The 25,786-nt window shown below is 70.7% G+C and carries 20 protein-coding genes and 1 pseudogene; 16 read left to right on the top strand and 5 right to left on the bottom strand.

All coding sequences use genetic code 11. The annotated features are described in order from the left end of the window. Nucleotides 1-3 precede the first annotated feature (3 nt). Nucleotides 4-2,040, top strand: coding sequence for a beta-galactosidase (locus IE226_RS14420; protein WP_190081591.1), 2,037 nt, complete (start codon nucleotides 4-6; stop codon nucleotides 2,038-2,040). Beyond that, nucleotides 2,037-2,750, top strand: a complete 714-nt coding sequence (locus IE226_RS14415; RefSeq protein WP_190081590.1) for a glycoside hydrolase family 12 protein — start codon at nucleotides 2,037-2,039, stop codon at nucleotides 2,748-2,750. Before IE226_RS14420 ends, IE226_RS14415 begins: the two co-directional genes overlap by 4 nt. On the opposite strand, the gene IE226_RS14410 is transcribed toward IE226_RS14415, so the two are convergent. From IE226_RS14410 to IE226_RS14390, 5 genes are all read right to left on the bottom strand, one after another. Next, a complete protein-coding gene (locus tag IE226_RS14410) occupies nucleotides 2,747-5,479 on the bottom strand; it encodes an exo-rhamnogalacturonan lyase family protein (RefSeq protein WP_190081589.1) in 2,733 nt (910 codons plus the stop codon). The two genes, IE226_RS14415 and IE226_RS14410, sit on opposite strands and share 4 nt — an antisense overlap. 73 nt (nucleotides 5,480-5,552) lie before the next feature. After that, on the bottom strand, nucleotides 5,553-6,134 hold the full coding sequence (locus tag IE226_RS14405; protein ID WP_190081588.1) for a hypothetical protein: 582 nt from the start codon (nucleotides 6,132-6,134) through the stop codon (nucleotides 5,553-5,555). 6 nt (nucleotides 6,135-6,140) lie between these two features. Next, nucleotides 6,141-7,022, bottom strand: a complete 882-nt coding sequence (locus IE226_RS14400) for a carbohydrate ABC transporter permease (protein ID WP_229870916.1) — start codon at nucleotides 7,020-7,022, stop codon at nucleotides 6,141-6,143. After that, nucleotides 7,019-8,008, bottom strand: a complete 990-nt coding sequence (locus IE226_RS14395; protein ID WP_373306960.1) for a carbohydrate ABC transporter permease — start codon at nucleotides 8,006-8,008, stop codon at nucleotides 7,019-7,021. Before IE226_RS14395 ends, IE226_RS14400 begins: the two co-directional genes overlap by 4 nt. A gap of 11 nt (nucleotides 8,009-8,019) precedes the next feature. Next, the gene (locus IE226_RS14390) at nucleotides 8,020-9,315 is read right to left on the bottom strand and encodes an ABC transporter substrate-binding protein (protein WP_190081587.1); all 1,296 of its coding nucleotides are present in this window, start codon (nucleotides 9,313-9,315) and stop codon (nucleotides 8,020-8,022) included. Nucleotides 9,316-9,648: 333 nt separating this feature from the next. Here IE226_RS14390 and IE226_RS14385 point away from each other — a divergent pair, with 333 nt between their 5' ends. From IE226_RS14385 to IE226_RS14320, 14 genes and pseudogenes are all read left to right on the top strand, one after another. Next, on the top strand, nucleotides 9,649-10,293 hold the full coding sequence (locus tag IE226_RS14385; RefSeq protein WP_190081586.1) for a GntR family transcriptional regulator: 645 nt from the start codon (nucleotides 9,649-9,651) through the stop codon (nucleotides 10,291-10,293). Then, nucleotides 10,290-11,216 (top strand): dihydrodipicolinate synthase family protein, encoded by a 927-nt coding sequence (locus IE226_RS14380; protein WP_190081585.1) that lies wholly within the window; start codon nucleotides 10,290-10,292, stop codon nucleotides 11,214-11,216. The genes IE226_RS14385 and IE226_RS14380 overlap by 4 nt, the downstream gene beginning before the upstream one ends. Next, complete coding sequence (gene araD / locus IE226_RS14375) at nucleotides 11,213-12,931, top strand: L-arabinonate dehydratase (protein WP_190081584.1); 1,719 nt, start codon at nucleotides 11,213-11,215, stop codon at nucleotides 12,929-12,931. Before IE226_RS14380 ends, araD begins: the two co-directional genes overlap by 4 nt. A 131-nt stretch (nucleotides 12,932-13,062) precedes the next feature. Further along, on the top strand, nucleotides 13,063-14,019 hold the full coding sequence (locus IE226_RS14370) for a carbohydrate ABC transporter permease (protein WP_190081583.1): 957 nt from the start codon (nucleotides 13,063-13,065) through the stop codon (nucleotides 14,017-14,019). 14 nt (nucleotides 14,020-14,033) lie between these two features. Continuing rightward, on the top strand, nucleotides 14,034-14,927 hold the full coding sequence (locus IE226_RS14365) for a carbohydrate ABC transporter permease (protein WP_190081825.1): 894 nt from the start codon (nucleotides 14,034-14,036) through the stop codon (nucleotides 14,925-14,927). Further along, the gene (locus IE226_RS14360) at nucleotides 14,924-16,234 is read left to right on the top strand and encodes a pectate lyase family protein (RefSeq protein ID WP_190081582.1); all 1,311 of its coding nucleotides are present in this window, start codon (nucleotides 14,924-14,926) and stop codon (nucleotides 16,232-16,234) included. The genes IE226_RS14365 and IE226_RS14360 overlap by 4 nt, the downstream gene beginning before the upstream one ends. Further along, nucleotides 16,231-17,499, top strand: coding sequence for a Gfo/Idh/MocA family protein (locus IE226_RS14355; RefSeq protein ID WP_190081581.1), 1,269 nt, complete (start codon nucleotides 16,231-16,233; stop codon nucleotides 17,497-17,499). Before IE226_RS14360 ends, IE226_RS14355 begins: the two co-directional genes overlap by 4 nt. Nucleotides 17,500-17,506: 7 nt before the next feature. Then, a complete protein-coding gene (locus IE226_RS14350; RefSeq protein WP_190081580.1) occupies nucleotides 17,507-18,361 on the top strand; it encodes a DUF6807 domain-containing protein in 855 nt (284 codons plus the stop codon). Continuing rightward, entirely contained in the window at nucleotides 18,358-19,911 is a 1,554-nt protein-coding gene (locus IE226_RS14345) for a glycoside hydrolase family 43 protein (protein WP_190081579.1), read from the top strand. The genes IE226_RS14350 and IE226_RS14345 overlap by 4 nt, the downstream gene beginning before the upstream one ends. Nucleotides 19,912-19,940: 29 nt before the next feature. After that, nucleotides 19,941-20,978, top strand: a pseudogene (locus tag IE226_RS14340) (pectate lyase family protein); the annotation flags it as partial. A gap of 88 nt (nucleotides 20,979-21,066) precedes the next feature. Further along, complete coding sequence (locus IE226_RS14335) at nucleotides 21,067-22,431, top strand: ABC transporter substrate-binding protein (protein WP_190081577.1); 1,365 nt, start codon at nucleotides 21,067-21,069, stop codon at nucleotides 22,429-22,431. Continuing rightward, on the top strand, nucleotides 22,428-23,249 hold the full coding sequence (locus IE226_RS14330; RefSeq protein ID WP_190081576.1) for a rhamnogalacturonan acetylesterase: 822 nt from the start codon (nucleotides 22,428-22,430) through the stop codon (nucleotides 23,247-23,249). Before IE226_RS14335 ends, IE226_RS14330 begins: the two co-directional genes overlap by 4 nt. A gap of 8 nt (nucleotides 23,250-23,257) precedes the next feature. Beyond that, a complete protein-coding gene (locus IE226_RS14325; RefSeq protein ID WP_190081575.1) occupies nucleotides 23,258-24,550 on the top strand; it encodes a pectate lyase family protein in 1,293 nt (430 codons plus the stop codon). Between the two features lie 87 nt (nucleotides 24,551-24,637). After that, entirely contained in the window at nucleotides 24,638-25,738 is a 1,101-nt protein-coding gene (locus tag IE226_RS14320; protein WP_190081574.1) for a pectinesterase family protein, read from the top strand. Nucleotides 25,739-25,786 lie beyond the last annotated feature (48 nt).

Below are 25,786 nucleotides of genomic sequence, written 5' to 3'. Positions count from 1 at the left end.
CACATGCCTTCCCTCGACGACACCACCCGCGGCCGGATCCTGTTCGGCGGCGACTACAACCCCGAGCAGTGGCCCGAGGAGGTCTGGCACGACGACGTACGCCTGATGCGCGAGGCGTCGGTCAACTCCGTCACCGTGGGCGTCTTCTCCTGGGCGAAGCTCGAACCGAGTCCGGGCGAGCGGAACTTCGGCTGGCTCGACCGGCTGATGGACCTGCTGCACGAGAACGGCATCGGCGTCGTCCTGGCGACACCGACCTCCGCTCCCCCGCCGTGGCTGGGCCGCCTGCACCCCGAGACGCTGCCCCGCGACGAGAACGGCCAGGTCGAGTGGTGGGGCTCGCGCCAGCACTTCGCGCACTCCAGCGCCGCCTACCGCGGTTTCGCCGCCGCCATCACCGAGGACCTGGCGGCCCGGTACGCGCACCACCCCGCGCTCACGATGTGGCACATCAACAACGAATACTGCACCTACGACTGGGGCGAGGAGGCGGCGGTCGCGTTCCGCCGCTGGCTGCTGGCCAAGTATCCCTCGCTCGACGCGCTCAACTCCGCCTGGGGAACGGCCTTCTGGGGCCAGAGCTACGACAGCTGGGCGGAGATCCTGCCGCCGCGGCGCGCCCACTATCTGAAGAATCCCGCCCAGGTCCTGGACTTCAAGCGCTTCACGTCCGACGCCCTGCTCGAATGCTTCCGCGCCGAGCGCGACATCGTCACCGCGCACACCCCGCACCTGCCGGTCACCACCAACTTCATGCCGCTGTGGTCCGGACAGGACGCGTGGCTGTGGGCCGCGCAGGAGGACGTCGTCTCCGTCGACATCTATCCCGACCCGCGCGACCCGCTCGGCGCGCAGCAGGGCGCGCTGGTGCAGGACATGACGCGCTCCCAGGCGGGCGGCGGCCCCTGGATGCTGATGGAGCAGGCGGCCGGGCCCGTCAACTGGCGCGGGGTGAACCACCCCAAGCCGCGCGGTCTGAACCGCCTGTGGACCTGGCAGGCGGTGGCCCGCGGCGCCGACGCCGTCTGCTACTTCCAGTGGCGCCAGTCCCGGCAGGGCGCGGAGAAGTTCCACTCCGGGATGGTGAGCCACGCGGGCGAGCACGGCCGCACCTTCCAGGAGATCAAGGAGCTCGGCGCCGAGCTCGCGGCGGTCGGCCCCGAGATGGCGGGCAGCCGGGTCACGGCGCAGGTGGCCGTCCTGCACGACTGGAACTCCTGGTGGGCGAGCGGGCAGGACGGCCGTCCCTCGTCGCTGGTCGACCACGCGGAGATCCTGGGCGCCTGGCACCGCGCGCTGTGGGAGGCGAACACCCCCGTCGACTTCGCCCACCCCGAGCACGACCTGGCCGCGTACCGCCTGGTCGTCGTCCCGCACCTCTACCTCCTCACCGACACCGCGATCGACAACCTCCTGACGTACGTACGCGACGGCGGCACCCTCGTTTGCGGCTTTTTCACCGGCGTCGCCGACGCGGACGACCGGGTGCGGCCCGGCGGCATGGACGCCCGGCTCCGCGCCCTGTTCGGCATCCGCACCGTGCACGAGTGGTGGCCCCTCGATGCCGGGGAGCGCGTGGACTGCGGGGAGTTCACCGGCACCCTCTGGTCCGAGGAACTGCTCGCGGACGACGAAGCCGAGACGGTCGCCGCCTACCGGGGCGGCGAACTCGACGGCCTCCCGGCGGTCCTGCGCCGCGACCGCGCCTGGTATCTGTCCACGCTGCCCGAGCCCGGGGCCCTGCGCGAGCTGCTCGCGCGGGTGGCCGCCGAAGCAGGCGTACGGCCTCTGCTCGCAGGCCTCCCCCGCGGAGTCGAGGCCGTACGCCGCGGCGATCTCCTGTTCCTCCTGCACCACGGCCGCGAGCAGGTGACCGTGCCCGTGCCGGGCCGGCACCTCGATCTGCTGACCGGCAGGAAGGCCGAGGACGCGATCTCCCTCGGCCGCCACGGCGTGGCCGTCCTGCGCCCCGCCGACGACGACCGCGGGCCCGCCCCGGACCCGCGGCACCTCTCCCCCCACCCTGGAGACGACACATGACACGACACCCCCGCCGCACCCTGACCCGCCTGCTGCTCGCCCCCGCCCTGGCGGCGGGCGCGGTACTCGGCCTCGCGTCGGCGCCCGCGCAGGCCGCCGTCTGGAGCTCCTGCGATCAATGGGGCAACACCAGTCTGAACGGCTACACCCTCTACAACAACATCTGGGGCTCGGGCGCGGGCAGCCAGTGCATATCGGCGGACTCCGGCACGAAGTGGAGCGTGCGCGCCGACCACCCGAACACCGGCGGCATCAAGTCCTACCCCAACTCCAAGAAGGTCATCGGCAAGCCGGTCGACTCGCTGTCCTCGCTGAAGAGCTCGTACGACGTCAGGGTCCCGTCCGCGGGCGACTACAACTCCTCGTACGACATCTGGGACACGGACTACGACTACGAGATCATGCTCTGGGTCAACTACCACGGGAACGTCGGCCCCCTCGGCACCGCCCAGGGCTCCGTCAGCCTGGGCGGCCACACCTGGGCGGTCTACAAGGGCTCCAACGGCGCCAACGAGGTCTTCTCGTTCCTGCGCACCTCCGACTCCTCGGCCGGGACCGTCGACATCCTGCCGATCCTGAAGTGGATCAAGAACACCAAGGGCTGGATGGGCAACGAGACCATCGGCGACGTGCAGTTCGGTTACGAGATCAGCGGCTCGGCCGGCGGCCTGGACTTCACCACCAACTCCCTTACCGTCTCGGGCGGTTAACCGGGGAGCTGGTCGCCGACCAGGGCGAGATTCTGGATGGCGGCGAGACCGAAGAGCGCGGTCTCGTTGGTGTTGATCCGCAGATTCTCGTATCCGGGCTCCAGGACGGCGGGGCCCTGAAGGTCGGTCTTCGCCCAGCTCATGGACTTGGTATAGCCGTCACTGTCGTAGAACTTCCGCCAGGCGCGCGCCGCGAGCTTCTCGTCCTTCGACCGGGCGGCGGCGTACGCGTCCTGGCGGGAGTGTCCCTGGAAGAGCAGCAGGCTGCCGAAGTCCTTGCCGTAGCGCTCCTTCTGCTCGGCCTTGGTGGCGTTGAAGTAACGGCAGTAGTCCAGCCACGCCTCCTCGAACTCCGGCTCGTCCACGAGGTCGATGAGCTCGGCGCACATCTCGACCAGGCCGAACATCGCGGAGAGGTGGGAGACGCTCACGACGGGCTCGGCGGCCACCGCGAACTTCCCGGTGTCCAGGTCGTAGAGTCCGCTGCCCTGGACGAAGCCGTTGGGCTGGGCGCCGATGGTCCGCATGGTGGAGCGGAGGCGGGCCTCGGCCTTGGCCGCCTTGGGGCCGCCGCGCTCCCATTCGGTGAGCCAGGCCGCCGCGAGGCCGCTCCAATCGGTGCCGAAGCCGATGGACAGGGCGTTGCGGTCGGGTTCGTAGGGCTCGGTGCGGACCTTGCGCTGCGGATCGAGCACCAGGAACGTCTCGTCGGAGTCGACCAGGGCGTGCATCAGGTCGCCGACGCGTTCGTCGGCGGTGAGGAAGTAGTAGGGGCGGCGGTAGACGGCCGTCGAGATCCGCTGCTGCTTGGCGCTGTCCGCGAAGTGCTGTACGCCGTGCCGGGTGCCCAGGCCCGCCCACTTGCCGAGGTGGTAGGAGTCGACCTCGCCGGTGTGGCGGGTCATGGCCTCGGCGAAGCGGAAGATGTCGGCGCGGCCCGAGCGCAGGTAGGCGTACCAGAGCCAGAGGTCGGGCGAGAGCTCGGAGTTGTCCCAGGCGTAGCCGCCGACGTCGTACCGCCACTGGTGACGGTCCTCGTCGTAGGTGTGCATGATGTCGCCGTAGTCCCAGAAGCCGTACCAGCGGCGTTGCTCTGCCTGGTCCTTGTAGTACGTGAAGAGGAAGTCGAGGTGGTCCTCGATCGTCGCCTTCGCGGGCGTGGAGCGGTCGACGGGCGAGAAGAGACCGCCGAAGACGCCTGCCTTCGCCACATGCTCCGCAGCGGCGGCGAGCTGGGGCGGGGTACGCACGGCTGCGGCCTGGTCGACGAGGACGGCCGCGGTCGGTGTGGCCGCGTTGGCCCAGAACATCAGCTCGCTGGTACGGGCGATGCCGTACGGCGTGCCGAAGCCCGGTTCGTAGTCCTCGTAGGTGATGTTGAGGCCTTCGAGCTGCTCGGGGTAGGTGTCCTGCCCCATGCCGTCGTGGTACGTGCGCAGATCCATCGGCTGGGCCTCGGGCGACCAGAGCCAGAGCGTGACCTCGGCCGAGTCACCGGCGGCGCCCCGGATGTCGAGCTGGGCGGGGTGCTTCTCCCAGAAGTCGCGCAGGCCGAAGGAGAACCCGCCGCCGACCCCGCCGACGTACCCGAATCCGGTCGCACGCCCGCCGCCTCCCGCCGTGATCCAGGTGTGCCCCGGCTTGGTGCGCTTGCGCAGGGTGAAGCCGTCGGCGGAGAGCTGGGAGAGGGTGTAGTCGCCCCAGGTGGGGATGTACTGGAGGCGGGTGGTGACCCGCTGGTCCCAGGTCGCCGGGTCCGGCAGCTTCTCTCCCTTGACCTGCGCGGTGCGAATGGCGGCGCCCGGGTCGCGGCGGAGTCCGGTGATGCCCTTGACCGCCTCGGTCAGGAATCCCTTGCCCTCGCCCGCGATGCGGATGTGCCGGTCGTACGCCGCGTCGCGCATCGGGACGCTGAAGCGGACTCCCAGGCCGCGGATGAAGTCCTTCTGCGCGTCGCCGTCGTAGGTGATGGTGTGCACCATGCGGAAGGAGTCCGCGCCCGCGTAGAAGTACAGGCGCACGCTGAAGGGCAGCCAGCTGCGGCTGCCCTTGCGGTGCTTGCCGTCGATGCGGACCACGGCGCGTACCGGTCCGTCCTGCTCGACCTTCGCGCCGCTGATCTCGCCGTCGAACCGGTCCCACTTGGCGTTGCCGTGGTCGCCGTCGTCGAGGTCACTCTGGCGCAGGAGCACCAGGCGCCCGTCGGCGGCGATCTTCACGCCGTCGCGGGTGACGGATCGGACGAGCTTCTCGCCGTCCTTGGCGATGACGGCCTTGATGACCCCGGTGTCGACGGTGACGGCTGCGCGGGTCTCGGTGACGGTGACCTTCTTGCCCCTGCCGGGATCTGCGGGGTCCGCGGCACTGAGCCGGAACTTCTCGGTGCCGGCGGCGTCCGGCCCCACCGCGTGCGCCGTCCACTTCACCGAGCCGTCGGGCCAGTGGGCGGTGGTCCAGGTCTGTACGGGGACGTCCTTGCCGTCCGCGGTGGCGAGGGCGAACTTCTGGCCCGCGGGGTGGGCGCCCTTGGCCCACGGGACGCCGAAGGTGGAGCCGGGCGCGGCGCCGAGCCCGCCCTTCTCCAGCCAGCCGACGGTGACGGGCCCGTCGTCCGCCGCCGCACGGGGAGCCGCTTCGGCGTCGCCGCGGCCGAGCGCCCAGCTGAACTGCGCGGCGGCACCGGCTACCGCGGCGGCCTTGAGCAGGGACCTGCGGGGGATCGGGGACATGGCGATCCTTTCTCTTTGCGTGGGCATGACAGGCAGAGATATATGTGTGCGGGCGGGCTCCGGAGTACGGGCCTCAGACGGCCGCGCCGCGCCGTTCGACCGCGAGCGCGGACGCCGCGACCATCCCCAGCGCGGGCGCCGCGAGCGGCAGGGCGAACCAGGCGGACGCCGCGACCACGGCGAACCCGCAGACGATCACCAGCGAGCCCGCGGGATCGCGCAGCGTGCGGCGCACCGCCGCGGTCAGGAGCGCGCGCCACGACGCGCCGGGGCTCCAGTTCGCGGCCGCCCGCAGCCCCGCGACCACGAGGGCGAGGAAGGCGACGACCCCCACCACGCCGACGAACGTGCCACCGGGAAGCCCCGCCCGCACGAACGCGATGTCGGCCAGGAGCAGGGCGAGCGCCGCCCATCCGGCAAGGCCCACCAGCCAGCCGCGCCGCGCCGCCGCCCGGAGGTCGGCGGTGAACTCCCGGCGGCCCGAGGTCTCGTGGGCCAGATGCCGGTTCAGGTGGCGGGACCCCGCCGCGAACGCGGCGGGCAGCGTGACCAGGGGCAGGGCCGCGAGCGCGATCCACACCCCGGTCAGCAGACACTCGGCGAAGGCGCCGAAGCGGTCCGTGAAGAGGGACCTCTTGCCGGGCTTCCTGCTCACGCGGCCTCAGCCCTTCAGACCCGATGTGGCCATGCCGTCGATCAAGTAGCGCTGGAAGGCCAGGAAGAACGCCAGGACGGGCAGCAGCGCGATGAGGGACATGGCGATCATTCCGCCGTAGTTGGCGACGCCCTCCTGGTCGACGAACATCTTCAGGCCGAGCGAGACGGTGTACTTCGAGGGGTCGTTGAGATAGATCAGCGGGCCCATGAAGTCGTTCCAGGAGTTGATGAAGGTGAAGATCGCGCTGGTGATCAGCGCGGGCCGGCACAGCGGAAGGACGATCGACCAGTAGATCCGCAGGTGCCCGCAGCCGTCGAGCCGCGCCGCCTCGTCCAGTTCCTTGGGCAGGTTGCGCATGAACTGCACCATCAGGAAGACGAAGAAGGCGTCCACCGCGAGGTACTTGCCGAGCAGCAGCGGCGTATAGGTGTTGATCAGGCCCATCTTCTGGAACAGCACATACTGCGGGATCAGGAGCACGTGGTACGGAAGGAGCAGGGTGCCGATCATCAGCGCGAAGAGAAGATTGCGTCCCGCGAATCTGATCCGTGCGAAGGCGTAGGCCGCAAGGGAGCAGGAGATGAGCACTCCCACCACCGAACCGACCGCCAGGAAGAGCGAGTTGGAGAAGAACGTGGTGATGGAGATGTCCGCGATGCCGTCGGCGAGACCGGCGTAGTTCGCGACGATGGGCTCGGTCGGGAAGAGGTCGAGGCTGCCGACGATCTCCTCGTTCGGCTTGAACGAGCCGCCGATCGCCCAGATCACCGGATAGAGGACCACGGCGAGAACCGCCAGGGACCCGAAGTGCCAGGCCAGTGAACCGGCCCCGCGACGACGGCGGGCGGCCGCTCGCGCGTAGGGACCGCGTGCTGCGCTGCTCAACGGGATGCCTCCTCGTAGTGCACCCAGCGCTTCTGGGACCAGAACAGGACCGCCGTCACCAGAGCCACCGCGAGCAGCAGCATCCAGGCCATGGCCGACGCGAGGCCCATCCGGCTGTTCTCGAAGCCCTGGACGTAGAGATAACAGGTGTAGACGAGCGAACCGTCCGCCGGGCCGCAGGCGTTGCCGCCCGCGCCGCCGCCGACGATGTACGCGGAAGCGAAGATCTGGAAGGAGTGGATGGTCTCCAGGAGGACGTTGAAGAAGAGCACCGGGGAGATCATCGGCAGCGTGATGTTCCAGAACCGCCGCCAGGTGCCCGCGCCGTCCACCTCCGCCGCCTCGTACAGCTCGCGCGGCACCTGCTTCAGGCCGGCCAGGAAGATGACCATGGGGGCGCCGAACTGCCAGACGGTGAGCGCGATCAGGCTGTAGATGATCCACTGCGGGTCGCCGGTCCAGCCGCCCACGTCCATGCCGAAGACCGCCCGCTGCGTACGGTCCACGATGGCGTCGTCCGAGAAGATCGCCTTCCAGACGACGGCGATCGAGACGCTGGCGCCGATCAGGGACGGGGCGTAGAACGCGGCCCGGTAGAAGGCCTGGCCGCGCCGCTTCTGGTTGAGAAGGAGCGCCACGCCGAGCGCCGCGGCCAGCTTGAGCGGGGTGCCGACGACGACGTACCAGAGGGTGACCTCCACCGACTTGCGCCAGCGCGGGTCGCCGAACATCTCGGTGAAGTTGTCCAGGCCGATCCACCGGGGGGCGTCGAAGAGGTTGTAGTCGGTGAACGCGAAGTAGAGCGAGGCGATCATGGGGCCCGCGGTGAGCAGCAGGAAGCCCGCGAGCCAGGGCGACATGAAGAGGAACCCGGCGACGTTCTCGCCCCGCCGTCGCCGCCGCGCGGCCGCGGGGAGGCGGGTTCCGCGCGGCGGCGCCGGCTTCTCGGGAGCGGCCGGGGCCGCGGGGGTGCGCAGGGACGCCATCGTGCCGCCCATCAGGAACCGAGCGCGGTCTTGCACTCGGTGAAGAACTGCTTCACCGCTTCGTCCACCGACCGCTCGCCCAGCGCCAGTTCCTCGGCGATGCGCAGGAAGGCCGCCTCGCAGACGTCGGCGCCCGCCGGGTGCGGCGTGATGGTCTCCAGGACACCGGCCTCGACCAGCTTCTCCTCGTACGCGGCGATCTCCTTGTTGACCGAGGCGATCACCTTGTCCTTCTCCTCGGCGGGCTTGTACGCCTCGTACTGCGCGGTCGTGGTGGGCACCCCGCGGTCGTATCCCATGATCTTGGCGACCTCGGGGTCGTGCACCATGAAGTCGATGAACTGCGCGACCTCCTTGGGGTGCTGGGTGCGCTTGGAGCCGCTGAGCATCAGCGAGCCGAGGTACTGGCCCGTCTTCTTGCCGTCGGTGGTCGGGAGGGGCGCGAGGCCGTACTCGCTCTTGCCCTCGGCGGTGTAGCGGACGGTGAAGTTGTCCCAGGTGAACTCGGAGGCGGCGATCTCGGCGGCCACGGCCGACTTGGGCTTGATCTGGGCGACCTTCTTCGGGTCGGCGTAGATCCCCGACTTCACCCCGGCATACCCCTTGGTCCACCACTCCTTGAGGTCGGCCTCGTCGAAGCCCAGGCCGTCCTTGGTGAAGAAGGCCTTGCCCTGCTGGCGCAGGTAGGGGTCGTAGAGGTACATGACGCCGTAGAGGCCGCTGTCGCCCACCCTGCCCTGCCCCCGGATCTTCTTCATCGCCTCGTGGAAGTCGTCCCAGGTCCAGCCCATTTCCGGGGTGACACCGGCCTTCTCGTACACCGGCTTGTCGATCACCAGGGCCATGGAGTTGCTGCCGACCGGGACGCCGAGCAGCTTGCCGTCGACCTCGCCGAACTTCTCCAGGCCGGCGCGGAAGCCGTCCAGGCGCAGGTTCCCCGCTTCGGCCTGTGCGTTCAGGTCGAGCAGCACGCTCCGCTGGTCGTACTTGCGCAGGAAGCCGATCGCGTTCTGGAAGACGTCCGGCGGGTTGCCCCCGGAGGCCTGGGTGTTGAACTTCTTCCAGAAGTCCAGGTAGGGCTGGAAGTCCGTCTGCACCTTGATCTTCGGGTACTTCTTCTCGAAGAGCTCGATGGTGCGGTTGATCCGCTTGGCGCGGTCGTCCGAGCCCCACCACGCGTACCGGATGGTGACGGTGCCGTCCCCCGATCCGCTTCCGCCGCCGCAGCCGGCCGCGGTCAGTCCGAGGGCCGCCAACGAGCCGCCGGCCAGTTTCAACAGGCCGCGCCTGTCAACTTCCCCATTCATCGGCACAGTTCGTCCTCCGCTACGCGATTGAATCGTTTTAGGAAAGCGCTTGCCGGGACAAGGTAGGGAGCCGGGGTGAGTACGTCAACGGTTCGGACAGGAACGGTCGAAGCGCTTCAGGCCCGATCGCTCCGCCTCCGAAATCTCGAACGAGTTTTCCTGCGCGAAACGTTGACGCGGGGCGGTCGGCGACCTAACTTCATCGCGTCGTACTTCGTACGTCATATATGAGACGCGATACGCGATGTCCGCACGGCCCCGGTCGTACGGCGATCGCACGCATGATGACTGCACGACGGCTACACGACGGCTGCACGACGACTGAGAGCATCGATGAACTTTGCGCCCCACCCCATCCCCTCGCGTACGCAGTACGTGCTCGAGGCGGTCAAGCACCGCATCCTCACCGGGCAACTGGCCCCCGGCCAGCCACTCGTGGAGACCGAACTGGCCGCCCAGTTCGCCGTCTCCAAGACGCCCGTACGGGAGGCGCTGAAGACACTCGCCGGGACCGGGCTCGTCGTCATGAGCCAGTACAAGGGCGCCACCGTGCGCACGGTGGACGCGGCCATGGCACAGGAGGTCTACGACGTCCGCCTGCTCCTCGAACCGGAGGCACTGCGGCGCACCGTGCGCAGCGGCGCGCTCCTGGAGGAGGCGCGCGAGGCCCTGGCCCGGGCGGACACCGCCTCGGACGCGGCCGAACGCTCCCTGGCCAACCGGGAGTTCCACCGCGCGCTCTATGTCCCGTGCGGCAACCCGCTGCTGTCCCGGATGCTCGACGACGTACGCGACCAGGCGGCCCTGGTCTCCGCCGTCGCCTGGGCCACCCTGCCCTCCTGGGAACGGGAGGCGGCCGAGCACCGGGAGATCCTGCGGCTCGCACTGGCCGGTGAAGCCGACGCCGCGGCACGCGGACTCCACGACCACATCGCCTCGTTCGTGCAGCGGGCGTTCCCGGAGGGGGATCTTTCATGACCGCGCCTTTCGACACCTCCCGCTTCGACTCCCTGCGTTCGGCGCTCGCCGACGTCGTCGCGATCCCGGTGACACCGTTCGCCGACGACGGCTCCGTGGACCGGGACACCTACCGCGCGCTGGTGCGCCGGCTCACCGACGGCGGGGTGCGCACCCTCACGCCGAACGGCAACACCGGCGAGTTCTACGCCCTCGACCCCGACGAGCGGCGCCTGGTCACCGAGTTGACCATGGAGGAGGCGGCCCTGAGCGGCGCCACCGTGCTGGTCGGCGTCGGCCATGACCTGCCGACCGCGATCGCCGCCGCGCGGCACGCCAGGGACCGCGGGGCGCACATGGTGATGGTGCATCAGCCGGTGCATCCGTATGTGTCGCAGGACGGCTGGATCGACTATCACCGTGCCGTGGCCGCCGCCGTGCCGGAGCTCGGCGTCGTCCCCTACATCCGCAATGCCCGTCTCGACGGCCGGTGCCTGGCCGATCTCGGCGAACTGTGCCCCAACGTGATCGGCGCGAAGTACGCGGCGCCGGACGCCGCCGCCTTCGCCGCGTTCGCCAGGGCCGCGGGGCTGGAGCGCTTCGTGTGGGTGGCCGGGCTCGCCGAGCTGTACGCCCCCGTCTACTGGGCCGTGGGCGCGACCGGCTTCACGTCGGGCCTGGTCAACGTCGCACCCGAGGTCTCCCTGAACATGCTCGAAGCCCTGCGGGCCGGCGACTATCCCGCGGCCATGGAGGTCTGGGAGCGCATCCGCCGTTTCGAGGAGCTGCGCGCCGCCGACAACTCCGCGGACAACGTCACCGTCGTCAAGGAGGCCCTCGCGGCGCTCGGCCTGTGCCGCCGCGAGGTGCGCCCGCCGAGCCGGGTCCTGCCCGTCGAGCGGCGCGACGAGATAGCGGCCCTGGTGAAGGCGTGGGCGATATGAGGCCGCCCGAAGAACTGCGCAGCCACCAGTGGTACGGCACCGACGGCCTGCGGTCCTTCAGCCACCGGGCCCGCACCCGGCAGCTCGGCTATCTGCCCGAGGAGCATCTGGGCAAGCCCGTCATCGCGATCCTCAACACCTGGTCGGACATCAACCCGTGCCACGTCCATCTGCGCGACCGCGCGCAGGCGGTCAAGCGCGGGGTGTGGCAGGCGGGCGGCTTCCCCCTCGAATTCCCCGTCTCCACGCTCTCGGAGACCTTCCAGAAGCCGACCCCGATGCTCTACCGCAATCTCCTGTCCATGGAGACCGAGGAGCTGCTCAGGTCCTATCCGGTGGACGGCGCCGTGCTGCTCGGCGGCTGCGACAAGACGACGCCCGCCCTGCTGATGGGCGCGGCGAGCGCCGACCTGCCGACCGTGTTCGTGCCGGCCGGGCCCATGCTGCCGGGGCACTGGCGCAACGAGGTGCTCGGCTCGGGCACCGACATGTGGAAGTACTGGGACGACAAGCGCGCCGGTCTCATCGGCGACTGCGAGATGGCCGAGCTGGAGAACGGTCTTGCCCGCTCCCCCGGCCACTGCATGACCATGGGTACGGCATCGACGCTGACCGCGGCGGCCGAGGCGCTCGGCGTGACGATGCCCGGCGCCTCCGCGATCCCCGCGGTGGACTCCGGGCACGACCGGATGGCGGCCGCGTCCGGGCTGCGGATCGTCGAGCTGGTCCACCAGGACCTGAAGCTGTCGAAGCTGCTCACCGCGGAGGCGTACGAGGACGCGGTCGCCACCGTCCTCGCGCTCGGCGGCTCCACCAACGCGGTGATCCATCTGATCGCGATGGCGGGCCGCAGCGGCGTCCGGCTCACGCTCGACGACTTCGACCGCATCGCGCGGACCGTGCCGGTCCTCGCCAATCTGCGGCCGGGCGGGCAGTACCTCATGGAGGACTTCCACTTCGCGGGCGGACTCCCCGCGTTCCTGGCCCAGTTGACCGACGTGCTCCACCTGGACCGGCCCACCGTCGCGCACGACACGCTGCGCGAGCAGCTCGCGAACGCCGTCGTGCACAACCCCGAGGTGATCCGCCCCCGCGAGAAGCCGCTGGCCGAGGAGGGCGGCGTGGCGGTCCTGCGCGGCAACCTCTGTCCGGACGGCGCCGTCATCAAGCACATCGCCGCCGAGCCGCACCTGCTGCGGCACACCGGCCCTGCGGTCGTCTTCGACGACTACCGGCACATGCAGAGCACCATCAACGACCCGGCGCTCGGCATCACCGCCGACCACGTCCTCGTGCTGCGCAACTCGGGTCCTCAGGGAGGGCCCGGCATGCCCGAGTACGGCATGCTCCCGATCCCCGACCACCTGCTCAAGCAGGGGGTACGCGACATGGTGCGCATCTCCGACGCGCGGATGAGCGGCACCTCGTACGGCACATGTGTGCTGCACGTCGCACCCGAGTCGTACGTGGGCGGGCCGCTCGCCCTGGTCCGTACGGGCGACCTGATCACCCTGGACGTCGAGGCGCGTTCGCTCCATCTTGACGTGTCCGACGAGGAGTTGGAGCGGCGCCGTGAGGCGTGGACGCCGCCGCCCGCGCGCTACGGACGCGGCTACGGCGCGCTCTACAGCGAGCAGATCACGCAGGCCGACACCGGCTGCGACTTCGCGTTCCTGGCCCGCGAGGGCGAGGTCCCCGACCCGTACGCCGGCTGAACCGCGCACGCGCCGCTGCCCCTCTGCACGAGTTTTCTGTACGAGCACCCTTTGTACGAGATTTCGAACAACGTCTGCGAAGCGCTTCATCTCGCCGACCGTGTGCCGCCCATATGAACGGAGAAGCAGACATGGCCTCAGCTGTGGCGAAATCGCCACCGCAGCCACCGCCCCGGCGCCGCACGCCGGGTGCGCCCCGGCGCCGAACGGGAGCGAGCCCGCGCCGCCTCCCGTATCTGCTGATCGCGCCGGCCGGACTCCTGATGGTGGGCTTCATCGCCTACCCCGTCATCAGCGTCTTCTACTACAGCCTGCGCCACTACAACCCCACCAAGCCCTGGCGGAACGGCTGGGCGGGCTTCGAGAACTTCGTCACCGCCTTCACCGAGGACCCGCAGTTCTGGCAGACGCTCGGCTTCAGCCTCCAGTGGGTGGCCGTCGAGGTCGTCCTGCAACTGCTCCTCGGCCTCGGGCTCGCGCTGATCGTCAACCAGACCTTCATCGGCCGCGCGATGGCGCGCGCCCTGGTCTTCTCGCCGTGGGCCGTCTCCGGCGTGCTCACCTCGACGATCTGGCTGCTGATCTTCAACTCGCAGACGGGCATCACCCGTTACCTCGCGGACATGGGGATCGGCTCGTACGGAACGTCCTGGCTCTCGGACACCAGCACCGTCTTCCCGGCCGTCGTCGTCGCCGAACTCTGGCGCGGTGTCCCCTTCTTCGCGATCCTCATCCTCGCCGACCTGCAGTCCGTGTCGAAGGACCTGTACGAGGCCGCGGAGGTCGACGGCGCGAGCCGCTTCCGGCAGTTCTTCCACATCACGCTGCCGCACCTGAAGGACGCGATCATCCTCTCCACGCTGCTCCGCGCGGTCTGGGAGTTCAACAACGTCGACCTTCTCTACACCCTCACCGGCGGCGGACCCGCCGGTGAGACGACCACCCTGCCGCTGCGCATCGCGTCCATCGCCGTCGACTCGCACGACTTCGGCTACGCCTCCGCGCTGACGTCGATCGCGTTCGTGATCCTCCTCTTCTGCTCGATGGTCTATCTGCGGCTGAGCAAGTTCGGAGGGCAGGACAAGTGAGCACCACACAGCACCTGAACAGGGAAGCCGACACGGCGGGCCCCACCGCGCCCGCGAGCACTCTCACCGGCGGCCCGCGCGCGCCCAAGCGGCGCCCCTGGGACGAAGCGCCCCGCTGGCAGATCTATGTCCCGCTCGGCCTCTACCTCCTCTTCACCCTCATCCCCTTCTACTGGATGCTGCTCTTCGCGATCCGCCCGGCGGGCTCGACCTCGCTGCTCCCCTGGCCGATCACGTTCGAGCACTTCGACAAGGTGTGGACCGAGCGCAGCTTCGCGCTCTTCTTCCAGAACAGCGTCATCGTCGGCGTCCTGTCGATGCTGATGACGACGCTCGTCGCCCTCGCCGGCGGCTATGCCCTCGCCCGCTTCGACTTCAAGATCAAGCGCGGGTTCATGCTGGCGCTGCTCTGCTCGCAGTTCATCCCCGGCGCGCTGATGCTGGTGCCGCTCTTCCAGATCTTCGCCAACCTGCAGATGATCAACTCCCTCGGCAGCGTCATCATCGCCGAGGCCGTCTTCCAGCTGCCGCTGTCCATGATCCTGATCAGCGGGTTCATCAAGAACGTGCCGTACTCCCTGGAGGAGGCCGCCTGGGTGGACGGCTGCGGACGCTTCCGGGCCTTCTGCGCCGTCGTCCTGCCGCTGCTGCGGCCCGGTCTGATCGCGGTCGGCTCGTTCGCCTTCGTGCACAGCTGGAACCACTTCCTGTTCGCCCTGATGTTCCTCTCCAACCAGGACAAGCAGACGATCCCGGTCGGCCTCGCCACCCTGATGGGCGCCGACAGCGTCGACCTCGGGGCGCTCGCGGCGGGCGGCGTCATCGCCGCACTGCCCGTCGTGATCGTCTTCGCCTTCATCCAGAAGTGGCTGGTCACCGGGTTCAGCGCCGGGGCGGTGAAGGGATGAGCCGCCGGGCCTGCCAAGTGACGGCCGCCCTGACCCTGCTCGCCGCCCTCGCCGTCCCCTCCGCGCAGGCCGGCACCGGGCCGGCCCGCGACATCAGCCGCGACACCCTGGCGGCGGACGACGGCTGGGCGGCGACAAACGGCGGCACCACCGGGGGCGCCGCGGCCGACGACGCGCACGTCTTCACCGTGACCGACCGGGCCGGGCTCGTCCGCGCCCTGGACGGCGGCAGCGCGACCCCGAAGATCATCAAGATCGCCGGGACCATCGACGCCAACACCGACGACCGCGGCCGCTCCCTGGACTGCGCCGACTACGCCACCGACGGCTACCGCACCGACCGCTATCTCGCCGCCTACGACCCGCGCACCTGGGGCAGCGCCAAACCCTCCGGCCCGCAGGAGGAGGCCCGCAAGGCATCGGCGGCCCGCCAGGCCGAGCGCGTCGAACTGAACGTGGGTCCGAACACCACGATCGTCGGACTCGGCAGCAGCGCCGTGCTCAAGGGCGGCAGCCTTCAGGTGCACGACGCGGACAACGTCATCATCCGCAACCTCGAACTGCGCGACGCCCACGACTGCTTCCCCCTCTGGCAGCCCAACACCGGCGGCCTCGGGGACTGGAAGACGGCGTACGACAACATCTGGCTGCGCGGCGCCACCCATGTGTGGATCGACCACGTCACGGCCTCCGACAAGGGCCGGCCCGACGCCGACGAGCCCACCCGCTTCGGGCGCAACTACCTGCGCCACGACGGGCTGCTCGACATCACCAACGCCTCCGACCTGATCACCGTCTCCTGGAGCCGCTTCGCCGACCACGACAAGGCGATGCTCATCGGCAACGGCGACACGGCCACCGGCGACCGCGGCAAGCTCCGCGTCACCCTGCACCACAACGAGTTCGACTCGGTCGTGCAGCGCGCGCCGCGCGTCCGCTTCGGACAGGTCCACCTCTACAACAACCGTTACGTCGTGCCCGACGACGTCCACGACTACCGCTACTCGATCGGCGTCTCCACCGAGTCCGCCGTCTACGCCGAGAACAACGCCTTCACCACACCCGGCCACATCGAGGCCGCCGACCTGGTCAAGAGCTGGAACGGCAGCGCGCTGCACGCGAAGGGCTCGCTGTTCAACGGCTATCCCGTCGACCTGCTCGCGATCAACAACGCGTACAACTCCGGCAGCGAGCGCGACCTGAGCGCCGACGTCGGCTGGGTGCCCGCGTCGCACGGCCGCGTCGACAGCGCCGAGCGGGCCGACCACGACGTCGAGCGCGGCGCGGGCGCCGGGAGGGTCCGATGAGCGCCGGCCGGGTGCCCGCGGCCCCGGACGCCCCGCTGCCGCTCGTCCTCGCCGGTGCGCGCGGGCACGGCAGATGGCACCTGGAGAACATCCGGCGCCTCCAACAGGCGGGCCGCGTACGGCTCGTGGGGATCTGCGAGCTCGATCCGCTGACCGGCGCCGAGCTCGAAGGTCTCGGTGAGCCCGCGCAGTCCGCGGACTTCGCCGGTCTGCTCGACGCCACCGGGGCCGCCGCCGCCGTCATCTGCACGCCGATCCCGACCCACGCGGACCTGGCGGTCGCCGCCGCCGCGCGGGGCGTGCACCTGCTCCTGGAGAAGCCGCCCGCCCCCTCGTACGCCGACTTCGAGCGGATCACCGACGCGGTGGACGCCGCCGGCGTGGCCTGCCAGGTCGGGTTCCAGTCCCTCGGCTCGCACGCCGTGCCCGCCGTCCGCGCCCTGATCGCCGAAGGGGCGATCGGTGAGCCGACGGGCATCGGGGCGGCGGGTGCCTGGGCGCGCGACGAGGCGTACTACCGGCGCGCGCCCTGGGCGGGGCGGCGCCGGATGAACGGCGCGGACGTCGTGGACGGTGTCCTGACCAACCCCCTCGCCCACGCCGTCGCCACCGCCCTGGCGATCGACGGGTCCATGCGGGCCGAGGACGTCACACGGGTGGACACGGAGCTGTTCCGCGCCAACGCCATCGAGTCCGACGACACCTCGTTCGTGGGGATCTCCACCGCGCGCGGCGGCCGCGTCGGGGTCGCCGCGACCCTGTGCGCGGAGCGTCCCGACGAGCCGTACGTCATCGCCCATGGCAGCCGGGGCCGCATCACGTTCTGGTACAAGCAGGACCGGGTGCTCGTGCAGCGCGCGGGGCACGGGCCCGAGGAGGTCCTGCACGGGCGCACGGACCTCCTGGAGAACCTCGTCGACCATCTGGCGGGCCGGGCCGAGCTGCTGGTCCCGCCCGTGTCGACGGGCGCCTTCATGAAGGTCGTCGAGGCGGTACGCCTGGCGCCCGATCCACGCCCGCTGCCGGTCGAGGCCTGGCGGGCGGTGCCCGGCGGACACGAAGGCGTACGGCGACGGGTCGTGCACGGCATCGACGGACTCGTCGCGGCGAGCGCCGACACGCTGTGCGGCTACGCGGAGCTCGGCGCGTTCTGGGCGCTGCCCGGCACGCCGCCCGGCCCCGCGGCCGGCTCCCCCGGCGCCCGGCTCACCGCCGCCGACCCCTCCGCCTCCCGCTCCCGCACCGCCGAGACCCCACCGAGGTGAGAACGCCATGAACAGAACCGTGACCGACACCGCGCTCATGCTGCGCTGCTCGGGCCGCCCCGTCGGCCGGTACGTCATCCACCCCTCGGCCGCGCCGCGGCTCGCGCCCCGCCCCTACCTCCACCCCGTCCGCACCTTCGGCGGCCTCCCCGTCACCGAGTCCGCCCCCGCCGACCACCCGCACCACCTCGGCGTGGGCGTGGCCGTGCCCGACGCGGCGGGCCGCAACTTCTGGGGCGGACGCACCTACGTACGCGGCCAGGGGCCCACCGAGCTCGACAACCACGGCGAACAGCGCCATCTGGAGTTCAAGCTGTGCGACCCCGACGGCTTCGTCGAGGAGGTCGGCTGGCTCGACGGGGAGCGCGAGCTGCTCCGCGAGCGGCGCACGGTGGCCGTCACTCCCCTCACCCCGTCCGCGTGGGCCCTTGACTTCACCTTCTCCCTCACCAATCCCGCCGACGCCGAGATCTCGATCGGCAGCCCCGCCACCAACGGCCGCCCCGGCGCCGCCTACGGAGGCTTCTTCTGGCGGGCCCCCAAGGAGACGCGGGCGCCCGGCGTGTTCACCGCGCACGCCGACGGCGAGGCCGCCGTCCACGGCTCCGCCGCCGACTGGCTGGCCCTCGCGGGCCAGGGCTGGACCCTCGTCTTCGCCGGGGCGACACCGGAGACACGGCGCGACCCGTGGTTCGTGCGCACCACGGAGTACCCGGGCGTCGGTTCCTCGCTCGCGCACACGCGGCGCCTGCCGATCGGCCCCGGCGAGACCGTCGTACGCCGTGTCGTCACCGTCGTCTGCGACGGCAGCCCGGGCCGTGCCGAGTGCGCGGGGCTCGTCCGCAAGGCGGTGGCCGCGTGAGCGCGTCCGCGACAAGCGTTCCCGGCGGGCCGGGCGACCTCGGCGACGGGACCTACCGCAACCCCGTCCTCGCCGCCGACTGGTCCGACCCCGACGTCGTGCGGGTCGGCGACGACTTCTACCTCACCGCGTCCAGCTTCGGGCGCGCGCCGGGACTGCCGCTCCTGCACTCCCGCGACCTGGTGAACTGGACCCTGATCGGGCACGCCCTGGACCGGCTGGAACCCGCGGAGTCGTTCGCCGCGCCGCGGCACGACTGCGGAGTGTGGGCACCCTCGATCCGGCACCACGACGGCCGGTTCTGGATCTTCTGGGGCGACCCCGACCACGGCGTCTTCCAGGTCAACTCCCCCGATATCCGCGGCCCGTGGAGCGCCCCGCACCTCGTCAAGGAGGGCAAGGGACTCATCGACGCCTGCCCGCTGTGGGACGAGGAGCGCGGCGAGGCCTATCTCGTGCACGCCTGGGCCAAGTCGCGCTCCGGCGTCAAGAACCGGCTCACCGGTCACCGCATGAGCCCCGACGGACGCGAACTCCTCGACGAGGGGCGGGTGTTGATCGACGCCGACCTGATCCCCGGCTGGTTCACGCTCGAAGGACCCAAGCTGTATCTGCACGACGGATGGTTCTGGATCCTCGCCCCCGCCGGCGGCGTGGAGACCGGCTGGCAGGGCGCCTTCCGTGCACGCTCCTTCCACGGCCCCTACGAGCAGCGGATCGTCCTGGAGCAGGGCGACACCGACGTCAACGGCCCCCACCAGGGCGGCTGGGTGCGCACCCCGGCCGGCGACGACTGGTTCCTGCACTTCCAGCAGCGCGGGGCCTACGGACGGGTCGTCCACCTCCAGCCGCTGCGCTGGGGCACGGACGGCTGGCCGGTGATCGGGGACGACGGCGCCCCCGTCGCCGTACACAAGAAGCCGGACCTGCCCCCGCAGCCCGCGTCCGCGCCCGCCACCGACGACGACTTCCCCGGCGGGCGCCACGGCCGCCAGTGGCAGTGGTCCGCCAACCCCCGTGACGGCTGGGCGACCTCGCACGGCGCGGACGGTCTGCGCCTCGCCTGCGTGCGCTCCGCCGACGCCCACGACCTGCGCCGCCTGCCGCACGTCCTGACCCAGCGCCTGCCGCTGACGCCGTGCACCGTCGAGGTCGGCCTGCGGCTCGACGCGACGTCGCCGCAGGCCAGGGCCGGGCTCGCCGTCCTCGGTGACGCCTTCGGCTGGATCGGCCTGGAACGCGACGGCGACGGTGCGGTCCGCCTCGTCCACCGGTTCGCCGAATCCGTCGCCGAGCGGGAGCGCGACGCGGAGCATCCGCGTGCCGCCCCCGACGGCACCGCGCGGCTGCGGATCGACATCACGGACGGCGCGCGCTGCCGCTTCTCGGCCGACACCGGCGACGGCTTCCGCCCCTCGGGCCAGGTCTTCGCCGCGACGCCGTGGCGATGGGTGGGCGCCCTGCTCGGCCTGTTCGCCACGGCCCCCGCGGGCCGCGACGGAGCCGGCACGGCCCTGTTCACGCACTTTCGCATCACGACCGCCGACTGACCCCGCCCGTACGCCTGTTGGGAGCCGCAATGGAGCAGCACCTGCACAGCACCGGACGCCGCCTGAGGGCCCGTGCCCTCGCGGCGACGGCCGCGCTCGCCGTCGTCCTCGGTCTGACGACCGTGCACGACCCGGCGCGCGCCGCCGCGGCCCCGGCCCACGGACACGTGTCCGACGCCGCGCACGGCTTCGCCTCGCTGGCCGGCGGGACCACCGGGGGCGCGGGCGGCAAGACCGTCACCGTCACCGACCGGGCCTCGCTCGCCCGGTACGCGGGCGCCGACGAGCCCTACGTCATCCGCGTGCAGGGCACGGTGGCCGTCGAGCCGTTCGGCTCGGAGATCGTGGTGGCCTCGGACAAGACGATCGTCGGCGTCGGCACGACCGGTGAGATCGTCCACGGCGAACTGCACCTGAAGCCCGGCACGAGCAACGTCATCATCCGCAACCTGACGATCCGCGACTCGTACGTGGAAGGCGACTGGGACGGCAAGACACAGGACTTCGACGCGATCCAGCTGGACTCCGTCGACCACGTCTGGATCGACCACAACCGGTTCACGCGCATGGGCGACGGATTGATCGACCTGCGCAAGGACAGCGAGTACGTCACGGTCTCGTACAACCGCTTCGAGAACCACAACAAGGCCTTCGGCATCGGCTGGACCGACCAGGTCAAGACGCAGGTGACCATCGACCACAACTGGTTCAGCGGCACCAAGCAGCGCAACCCCTCCGCCGACAACTGCGCCTACGCGCACCTCTACAACAACTATGTGTCGGCGCAGGTCACCGACGGCGACCCGGTGTGGACCTACGGCAACTGGGCGCGCGGCAAGACGAAGATGGTCATCGAGAACAGCTTCTACCGGGACGTCCAGCACCCCTACCAGGCCGACGCGACGGCGGAGTTGGTGCAGCGCGGCTCGATCGTGAAGAACACGACGGGACGTCACGACGCGTGGGGCGCCGCCTTCGATCCGCGCGACTTCTACGCCTACGACCTCGACCCGGCCGCCGCCGTCCCCCGCCTGGTGAAGAAGTCCGCCGGGCCGCAGAAGGCGATCGCCCCCTGACCCCACAGCACCTCCAGCACCTCGCACCACTCGTACACGTACCCACGCACACCCTCACATCCGAAGAAGAGAGCCGACCATGAACATCACCATCCGTGGAAACAGAAGCGGGAACAGCAGCAGAGGCCGTCGCGCGGTGGCCGCCGTCGCCTTCACCGCCGCGTTCGCGCTGACCGCCACCGCCTGTGGCGACGACGGCAGCGGGGCCGGCGGGGACGCGGGCAAGGAGGGCTCGGGCAAGGGCGAGATCACCTTCTGGGACAACAACGGCGGTGTCCGCACCGACGTCTGGAAGGAGATCATCAAGGACTTCGAGGCGAAGAACCCGGACATCCACGTCAAGTACGTGCCGATCCCCGCCGAGAGCGTCCAGTCCAAGTACGACACGGCCATCCAGGGCGGCGGCCTGCCCGACGTCGGCGGCGTCGGCGCCGCGATGCTCGCCGGGATCTCCGCCCAGGACGCCCTCGAACCGCTGGACGACCGTCTGAGCGGTAGCTCCCTGGAGGGCAAGCTCAACCCGGGCATGATCGACAGCGTCCGGGCGGCGGGCGGCGGCAACCGGCTCTTCACGGTGCCGACATCGGCGAGCAACGGCGTCCTCTACTACCGCACCGACCTCTTCAAGGCCGCCGGCCTGGACGCCCCCACCAACTGGAGCAAGTTCTACGAGGCGGCCAAGAAGCTCACCGACAAGGGCGACAACCGGTTCGGGTACACCATCCGCGGCGGCGAGGGCTCCATCGCCCAGGCGCTCGACGCGGCCTACGGCCAGTCCGGCATCGGATCGTTCTGGGACGGCGACAAGACCACCGTCAACGACCCGAAGAACGTGGCGGCGCTGGAGAAGTACGTCGCGCTGTACAAGAACAACACGCCCGCGGCCGACGTCAACAACGACTTCAAGAAGATGAACGCCCAGTGGGACACGGGCCAGATCGGCATGCTCAGCCACAACCTCGGCTCCTACACGGACCACGTGAAGGCGCTCGGTGAGGGCAAGTTCCGCGGCCTGCCCAACCCGACGACCGACGAGGGCGTTCGCGTCCAGGTCTCCAACCCGGTCGACGGGCTCGGCCTGTTCAAGTCGAGCAAGAAGAAGGCAGCCGCCTGGAAGTTCATCGAGTTCGCGGCCTCGCACGAGTCCAACAGCAAGTGGAACGAGTCGGCGGGTGCCATCCCCGCCAACATCGCGGCCTCCAAGGACCCCTGGGTGAACAAGGCCGAGCCCACGAAGCTGGCCGCCGCCGCGCTCAACGACGGCTCCCTCAAGGTCGTGCAGCTCCCGTACTACCTGCCCGACTGGAACACCATCAGCAAGGCCGACAACGAGCCGAACTACCAGAAGGTCCTGCTCGGCAAGATGTCCGCGAAGGAGTTCCTCGACACGCTCGCCGAGCAGCTCAACAAGGCTCAGGCCGAGTGGAAAGAACAGAACAAGTGACATCGCGCCCCGCGCACGGCGTCAACCGGCGCCGTGCGGTCGCGGCCCTCGCGGGCGTTCCGCTCGCGGTGGCCGCGGCCCCGGCCGCCGCGGGTCATGCGCGAGGCGAGCGGCGCGCGAGCACCCTTTTCATCGCCGGGGACTCCACCGCCGCGCAGAAGTACGCCGACGCGGCGCCCGAGACCGGCTGGGGCATGGCCCTGCCCTTCTTCCTCGACGGCCGTCGCCTGACGGTCGCCAACCACGCGATGAACGGGCGCAGTTCGAAGAGCTTCGTGGACGAGGGCCGGCTCGCCGTGATCCTGGAATCGATCAGGCCCGGCGACCTTCTCCTGGTCCAGTTCGCGCACAACGACGAGAAGAGCGCCGATCCGGCGCGCTACACCGAGCCCTGGTCCACGTATCAGGAGTACTTGACGCGGTACGTGGAGGAGGCGCGGTCCCGTGGCGCGCGGCCGGTGTTCGCCACGGCCGTCGAGCGCAGGAAGTTCGACGCGGACGGCACGGCGCTGCCCACCCACGGCGACTACCCGGCGGCGATGCGGGCGCTCGCCGATGCCGAGGACGTGCCGCTGCTCGACGTCCAGGCCCTGTCGCTCGCCCTGTGGCAGAGGCTCGGCGCCGAGAAGTCCAAGGCGTACTTCAACTGGACCGCCACCGAGCAGGACAACACGCACTTCAACCCGCCGGGCGCGATCGCCGTGGCACGTCTGGTGGCGGACGGGCTGCTGTACCGCGGGGTGCTCGCGCCGCGGGACGTACGACGGCTCGACGACGCGATACCCGACTCCTGGATCACCTGGCCAAAAGGACCGTGAGGACGAACATGCCTGTACGCAGATCCACCGGACGCAGCTCTCTCGCCCTGCTCGCGGGGTGCACCGCCCTGGTCGTGGCCGTCTCCGGCGCGGCACCCGCCGCGGCCGCGGGCGCACGTGACGTGCTGCCGCGCGGCGACGGCTGGGCGTCCGCCGAGGGCGGCACCACCGGCGGCGCCGGCGCCGATGCCGCGCACACCTACACGGTCACCACCTGGGAGGAACTGCGGGCCGCGCTCGCGGACGACCCGGGCGCTCCCCGGATCATCAAGGTCAGGGGCACGCTGAACGCGACGGCCGCGGGCTGCGCCGCGTTCGAGGCCGACGGCTACGACTTCGAGCGCTATCTCGCCGACTACGACCCCGCGGTGTGGGGATACGACACGCCGGTCAGCGGGGCGCAGGAGGATCTGCGGGCGGCTTCGGCGACCCGGCAGGCCGCGGCGATCAAGGCGTACGTGCCCGCGGACACGACCATCGTGGGGGTCGGCGGGAACGCCGGGATCATCGGCGGCAGCCTGCAGATCCAGGGCGTGGACAACGTCGTCGTCCGCGATCTCACGCTGGAGAGCCCGCTCGACTGCTTCCCGCAGTGGGATCCCACGGACGGGGACAAGGGCGCCTGGAACTCGGAGTACGACAGCATGGTCGTACACGGCTCGACACATGTGTGGGTCGACCACAACACGTTCACCGACGGCGAGCACCCCGACAGTTCACTGCCGTCCTACTACGGCGAGATCTACCAGCAGCACGACGGCGAGCTGGACATCGTGCGCGGCGCGGACCTGGTCACCGCCTCCTGGAACGTCTTCGCCGACCACGACAAGACCCTGATGATCGGCAACAGCGACAGCGCGGGCGGCACGGACCGCGGCAAGCTGCGCGTCACTTTGCACCACAACGTCTTCCGGGACATCGTCGAGCGGGCTCCGCGCGTCCGCTTCGGGCAGGTCGACACGTACAACAACCACTATGTGGTGCCGGCGAACGGCTACCAGTACTCCTTCGGCATCGGCGCGGAGTCGCGGCTCGTCGCGCAGAAGAACGCGTTCACGCTCCCGGCCGGGGTCAGCGCCGCGAAGATCCTCAAGAAGTGGAAGGACGCGCCGGTCACCGCCGACGCCAACTACGTCAACGGCAAGCGCGTCGACCTCATCGCCGTCCACAACGCGGAGTTCCCCGAGGAGACCCTGCGGTCGGACGCCGGATGGACGCCGAGCCTGCGGACGCGGGTGGACGACCCGCGCAAGCTGCCGAAGCTGCTGGCGCGCGAGGCGGGCGCGGGCAAGCGCCGCTGATCCCCTCCCTCCCTTCCTTCCCCGGGCCTCTCGCAAGGCCCTCCCCCGCAAGACCTCCTGACTGAGCCGCACAGCGAAGGATCAGCCATGCCCTCGCACTACTCCCGCACACCCCTCGGCCGGCGCACGGTGCTCACCACGGGCGCCGGCGCCGCAGCCGCCCTGGCCTTCGGCGCGGCCGCACCCGCCCGCGCCGCCGGGCCGCGGCCGGGCCGCCGGACGCTGTACGTCGATCCGGCGGGCGGCGGCGACCACACCACCGTCCAGGCCGCCGTGGACGCGGCGTCCGGCCCCGGCTTCACCCTGGTCCTGGCGCCGGGCACCTACCGCGAGACGGTTTCGGTGCCCGGGGCGAGCACCGGGCTCACCCTCGTCGGCGCGAGCGGCGACCCGCGCGACACGGTCATCGTGTACGACAACGCGGCGGGCACCCCGAAGCCCGACGGCTCCGGCACGTACGGCACGAGCGGTTCGGCCACCACGACCGTGCGCGCCGCCGGTTTCACCGCCCGCGCCGTCACGTTCGCCAACGACTGGCTGCGGGCGGACCACCCGGACTACACCGGCACCCAGGCCGTCGCCATCAAGGTGACGGGCGACCGCTCGGCGTTCTTCGGCTGCCGGTTCCTGGGCCACCAGGACACGCTCTACGCCGACACCGCGGACCTGGGCGCCTTCGCCCGCCAGTACTTCCGCGACTGCTACGTGGAGGGTGACGTCGACTTCGTCTTCGGGCGTGCCACCGCGGTCTTCGAGCACTGCCGCTTCCACACGCTCACCCGGAGCGACCTCGCGGCGGCGCCGTACGGCTTCGTCTTCGCGCCGTCCACGGCCGTCGCCAACCCGCGCGGCTACCTGGTCAGCCGCAGCCGGGTGACGAGCGGGGCGCCGGACGCGTACTACAAACTGGCCCGCCCCTGGGTCCCCAGCTCGGACATCACGGCCCGCCCCATGCTGACGGTACGCGACACCCATCTGGGTCCCGGCATCGACGCGGTGACCCCGTACGCGAACATGCGCGACGCCCATCCCTGGCAGGCCCAGCGATTCGCGGAGTACCGCAACTCGGGCCCGGGAGCGACGGTCACCGTCCCGGACAACCGTCCGCAGCTCACCCGCAAGCAGGCCGCGTCCGCGACCCGCGCCGCCTATCTCGGCGACTGGACGCCCGGGCGAAAGGACCGCTGAGACGCGCCGCCGCACCCTGAACCGGGGCCGCACGGGCCGCGCCCCGGT

Origin of the sequence: Streptomyces longisporoflavus, assembly GCF_014649775.1 — a bacterium.
Taxonomy (GTDB): Bacteria; Actinomycetota; Actinomycetes; order Streptomycetales; family Streptomycetaceae; genus Streptomyces; species Streptomyces longisporoflavus.
This window is presented reverse-complemented; position numbering and strand designations above follow the sequence as displayed.

Bases quoted from the DNA above. Each gene is read 5' to 3' on its own strand.
- IE226_RS14420 (WP_190081591.1), top strand. From the start codon at position 4: ATGCCTTCCCTCGACGACACCACCCGCGGCCGGATCCTGTTCGGCGGC.
- araD (WP_190081584.1), top strand. From the start codon at position 11,213: ATGAGGCCGCCCGAAGAACTGCGCAGCCACCAGTGGTACGGCACCGAC.
- IE226_RS14320 (WP_190081574.1), top strand. From the start codon at position 24,638: ATGCCCTCGCACTACTCCCGCACACCCCTCGGCCGGCGCACGGTGCTC.
- IE226_RS14360 (WP_190081582.1), top strand. From the start codon at position 14,924: ATGAGCCGCCGGGCCTGCCAAGTGACGGCCGCCCTGACCCTGCTCGCC.
- IE226_RS14395 (WP_373306960.1), bottom strand. From the start codon at position 8,008: ATGGCGTCCCTGCGCACCCCCGCGGCCCCGGCCGCTCCCGAGAAGCCG.
- IE226_RS14355 (WP_190081581.1), top strand. From the start codon at position 16,231: ATGAGCGCCGGCCGGGTGCCCGCGGCCCCGGACGCCCCGCTGCCGCTC.
- IE226_RS14380 (WP_190081585.1), top strand. From the start codon at position 10,290: ATGACCGCGCCTTTCGACACCTCCCGCTTCGACTCCCTGCGTTCGGCG.
- IE226_RS14385 (WP_190081586.1), top strand. From the start codon at position 9,649: ATGAACTTTGCGCCCCACCCCATCCCCTCGCGTACGCAGTACGTGCTC.
- IE226_RS14325 (WP_190081575.1), top strand. From the start codon at position 23,258: ATGCCTGTACGCAGATCCACCGGACGCAGCTCTCTCGCCCTGCTCGCG.
- IE226_RS14390 (WP_190081587.1), bottom strand. From the start codon at position 9,315: ATGAATGGGGAAGTTGACAGGCGCGGCCTGTTGAAACTGGCCGGCGGC.
- IE226_RS14335 (WP_190081577.1), top strand. From the start codon at position 21,067: ATGAACATCACCATCCGTGGAAACAGAAGCGGGAACAGCAGCAGAGGC.
- IE226_RS14370 (WP_190081583.1), top strand. From the start codon at position 13,063: ATGGCCTCAGCTGTGGCGAAATCGCCACCGCAGCCACCGCCCCGGCGC.
- IE226_RS14415 (WP_190081590.1), top strand. From the start codon at position 2,037: ATGACACGACACCCCCGCCGCACCCTGACCCGCCTGCTGCTCGCCCCC.
- IE226_RS14350 (WP_190081580.1), top strand. From the start codon at position 17,507: ATGAACAGAACCGTGACCGACACCGCGCTCATGCTGCGCTGCTCGGGC.
- IE226_RS14410 (WP_190081589.1), bottom strand. From the start codon at position 5,479: ATGTCCCCGATCCCCCGCAGGTCCCTGCTCAAGGCCGCCGCGGTAGCC.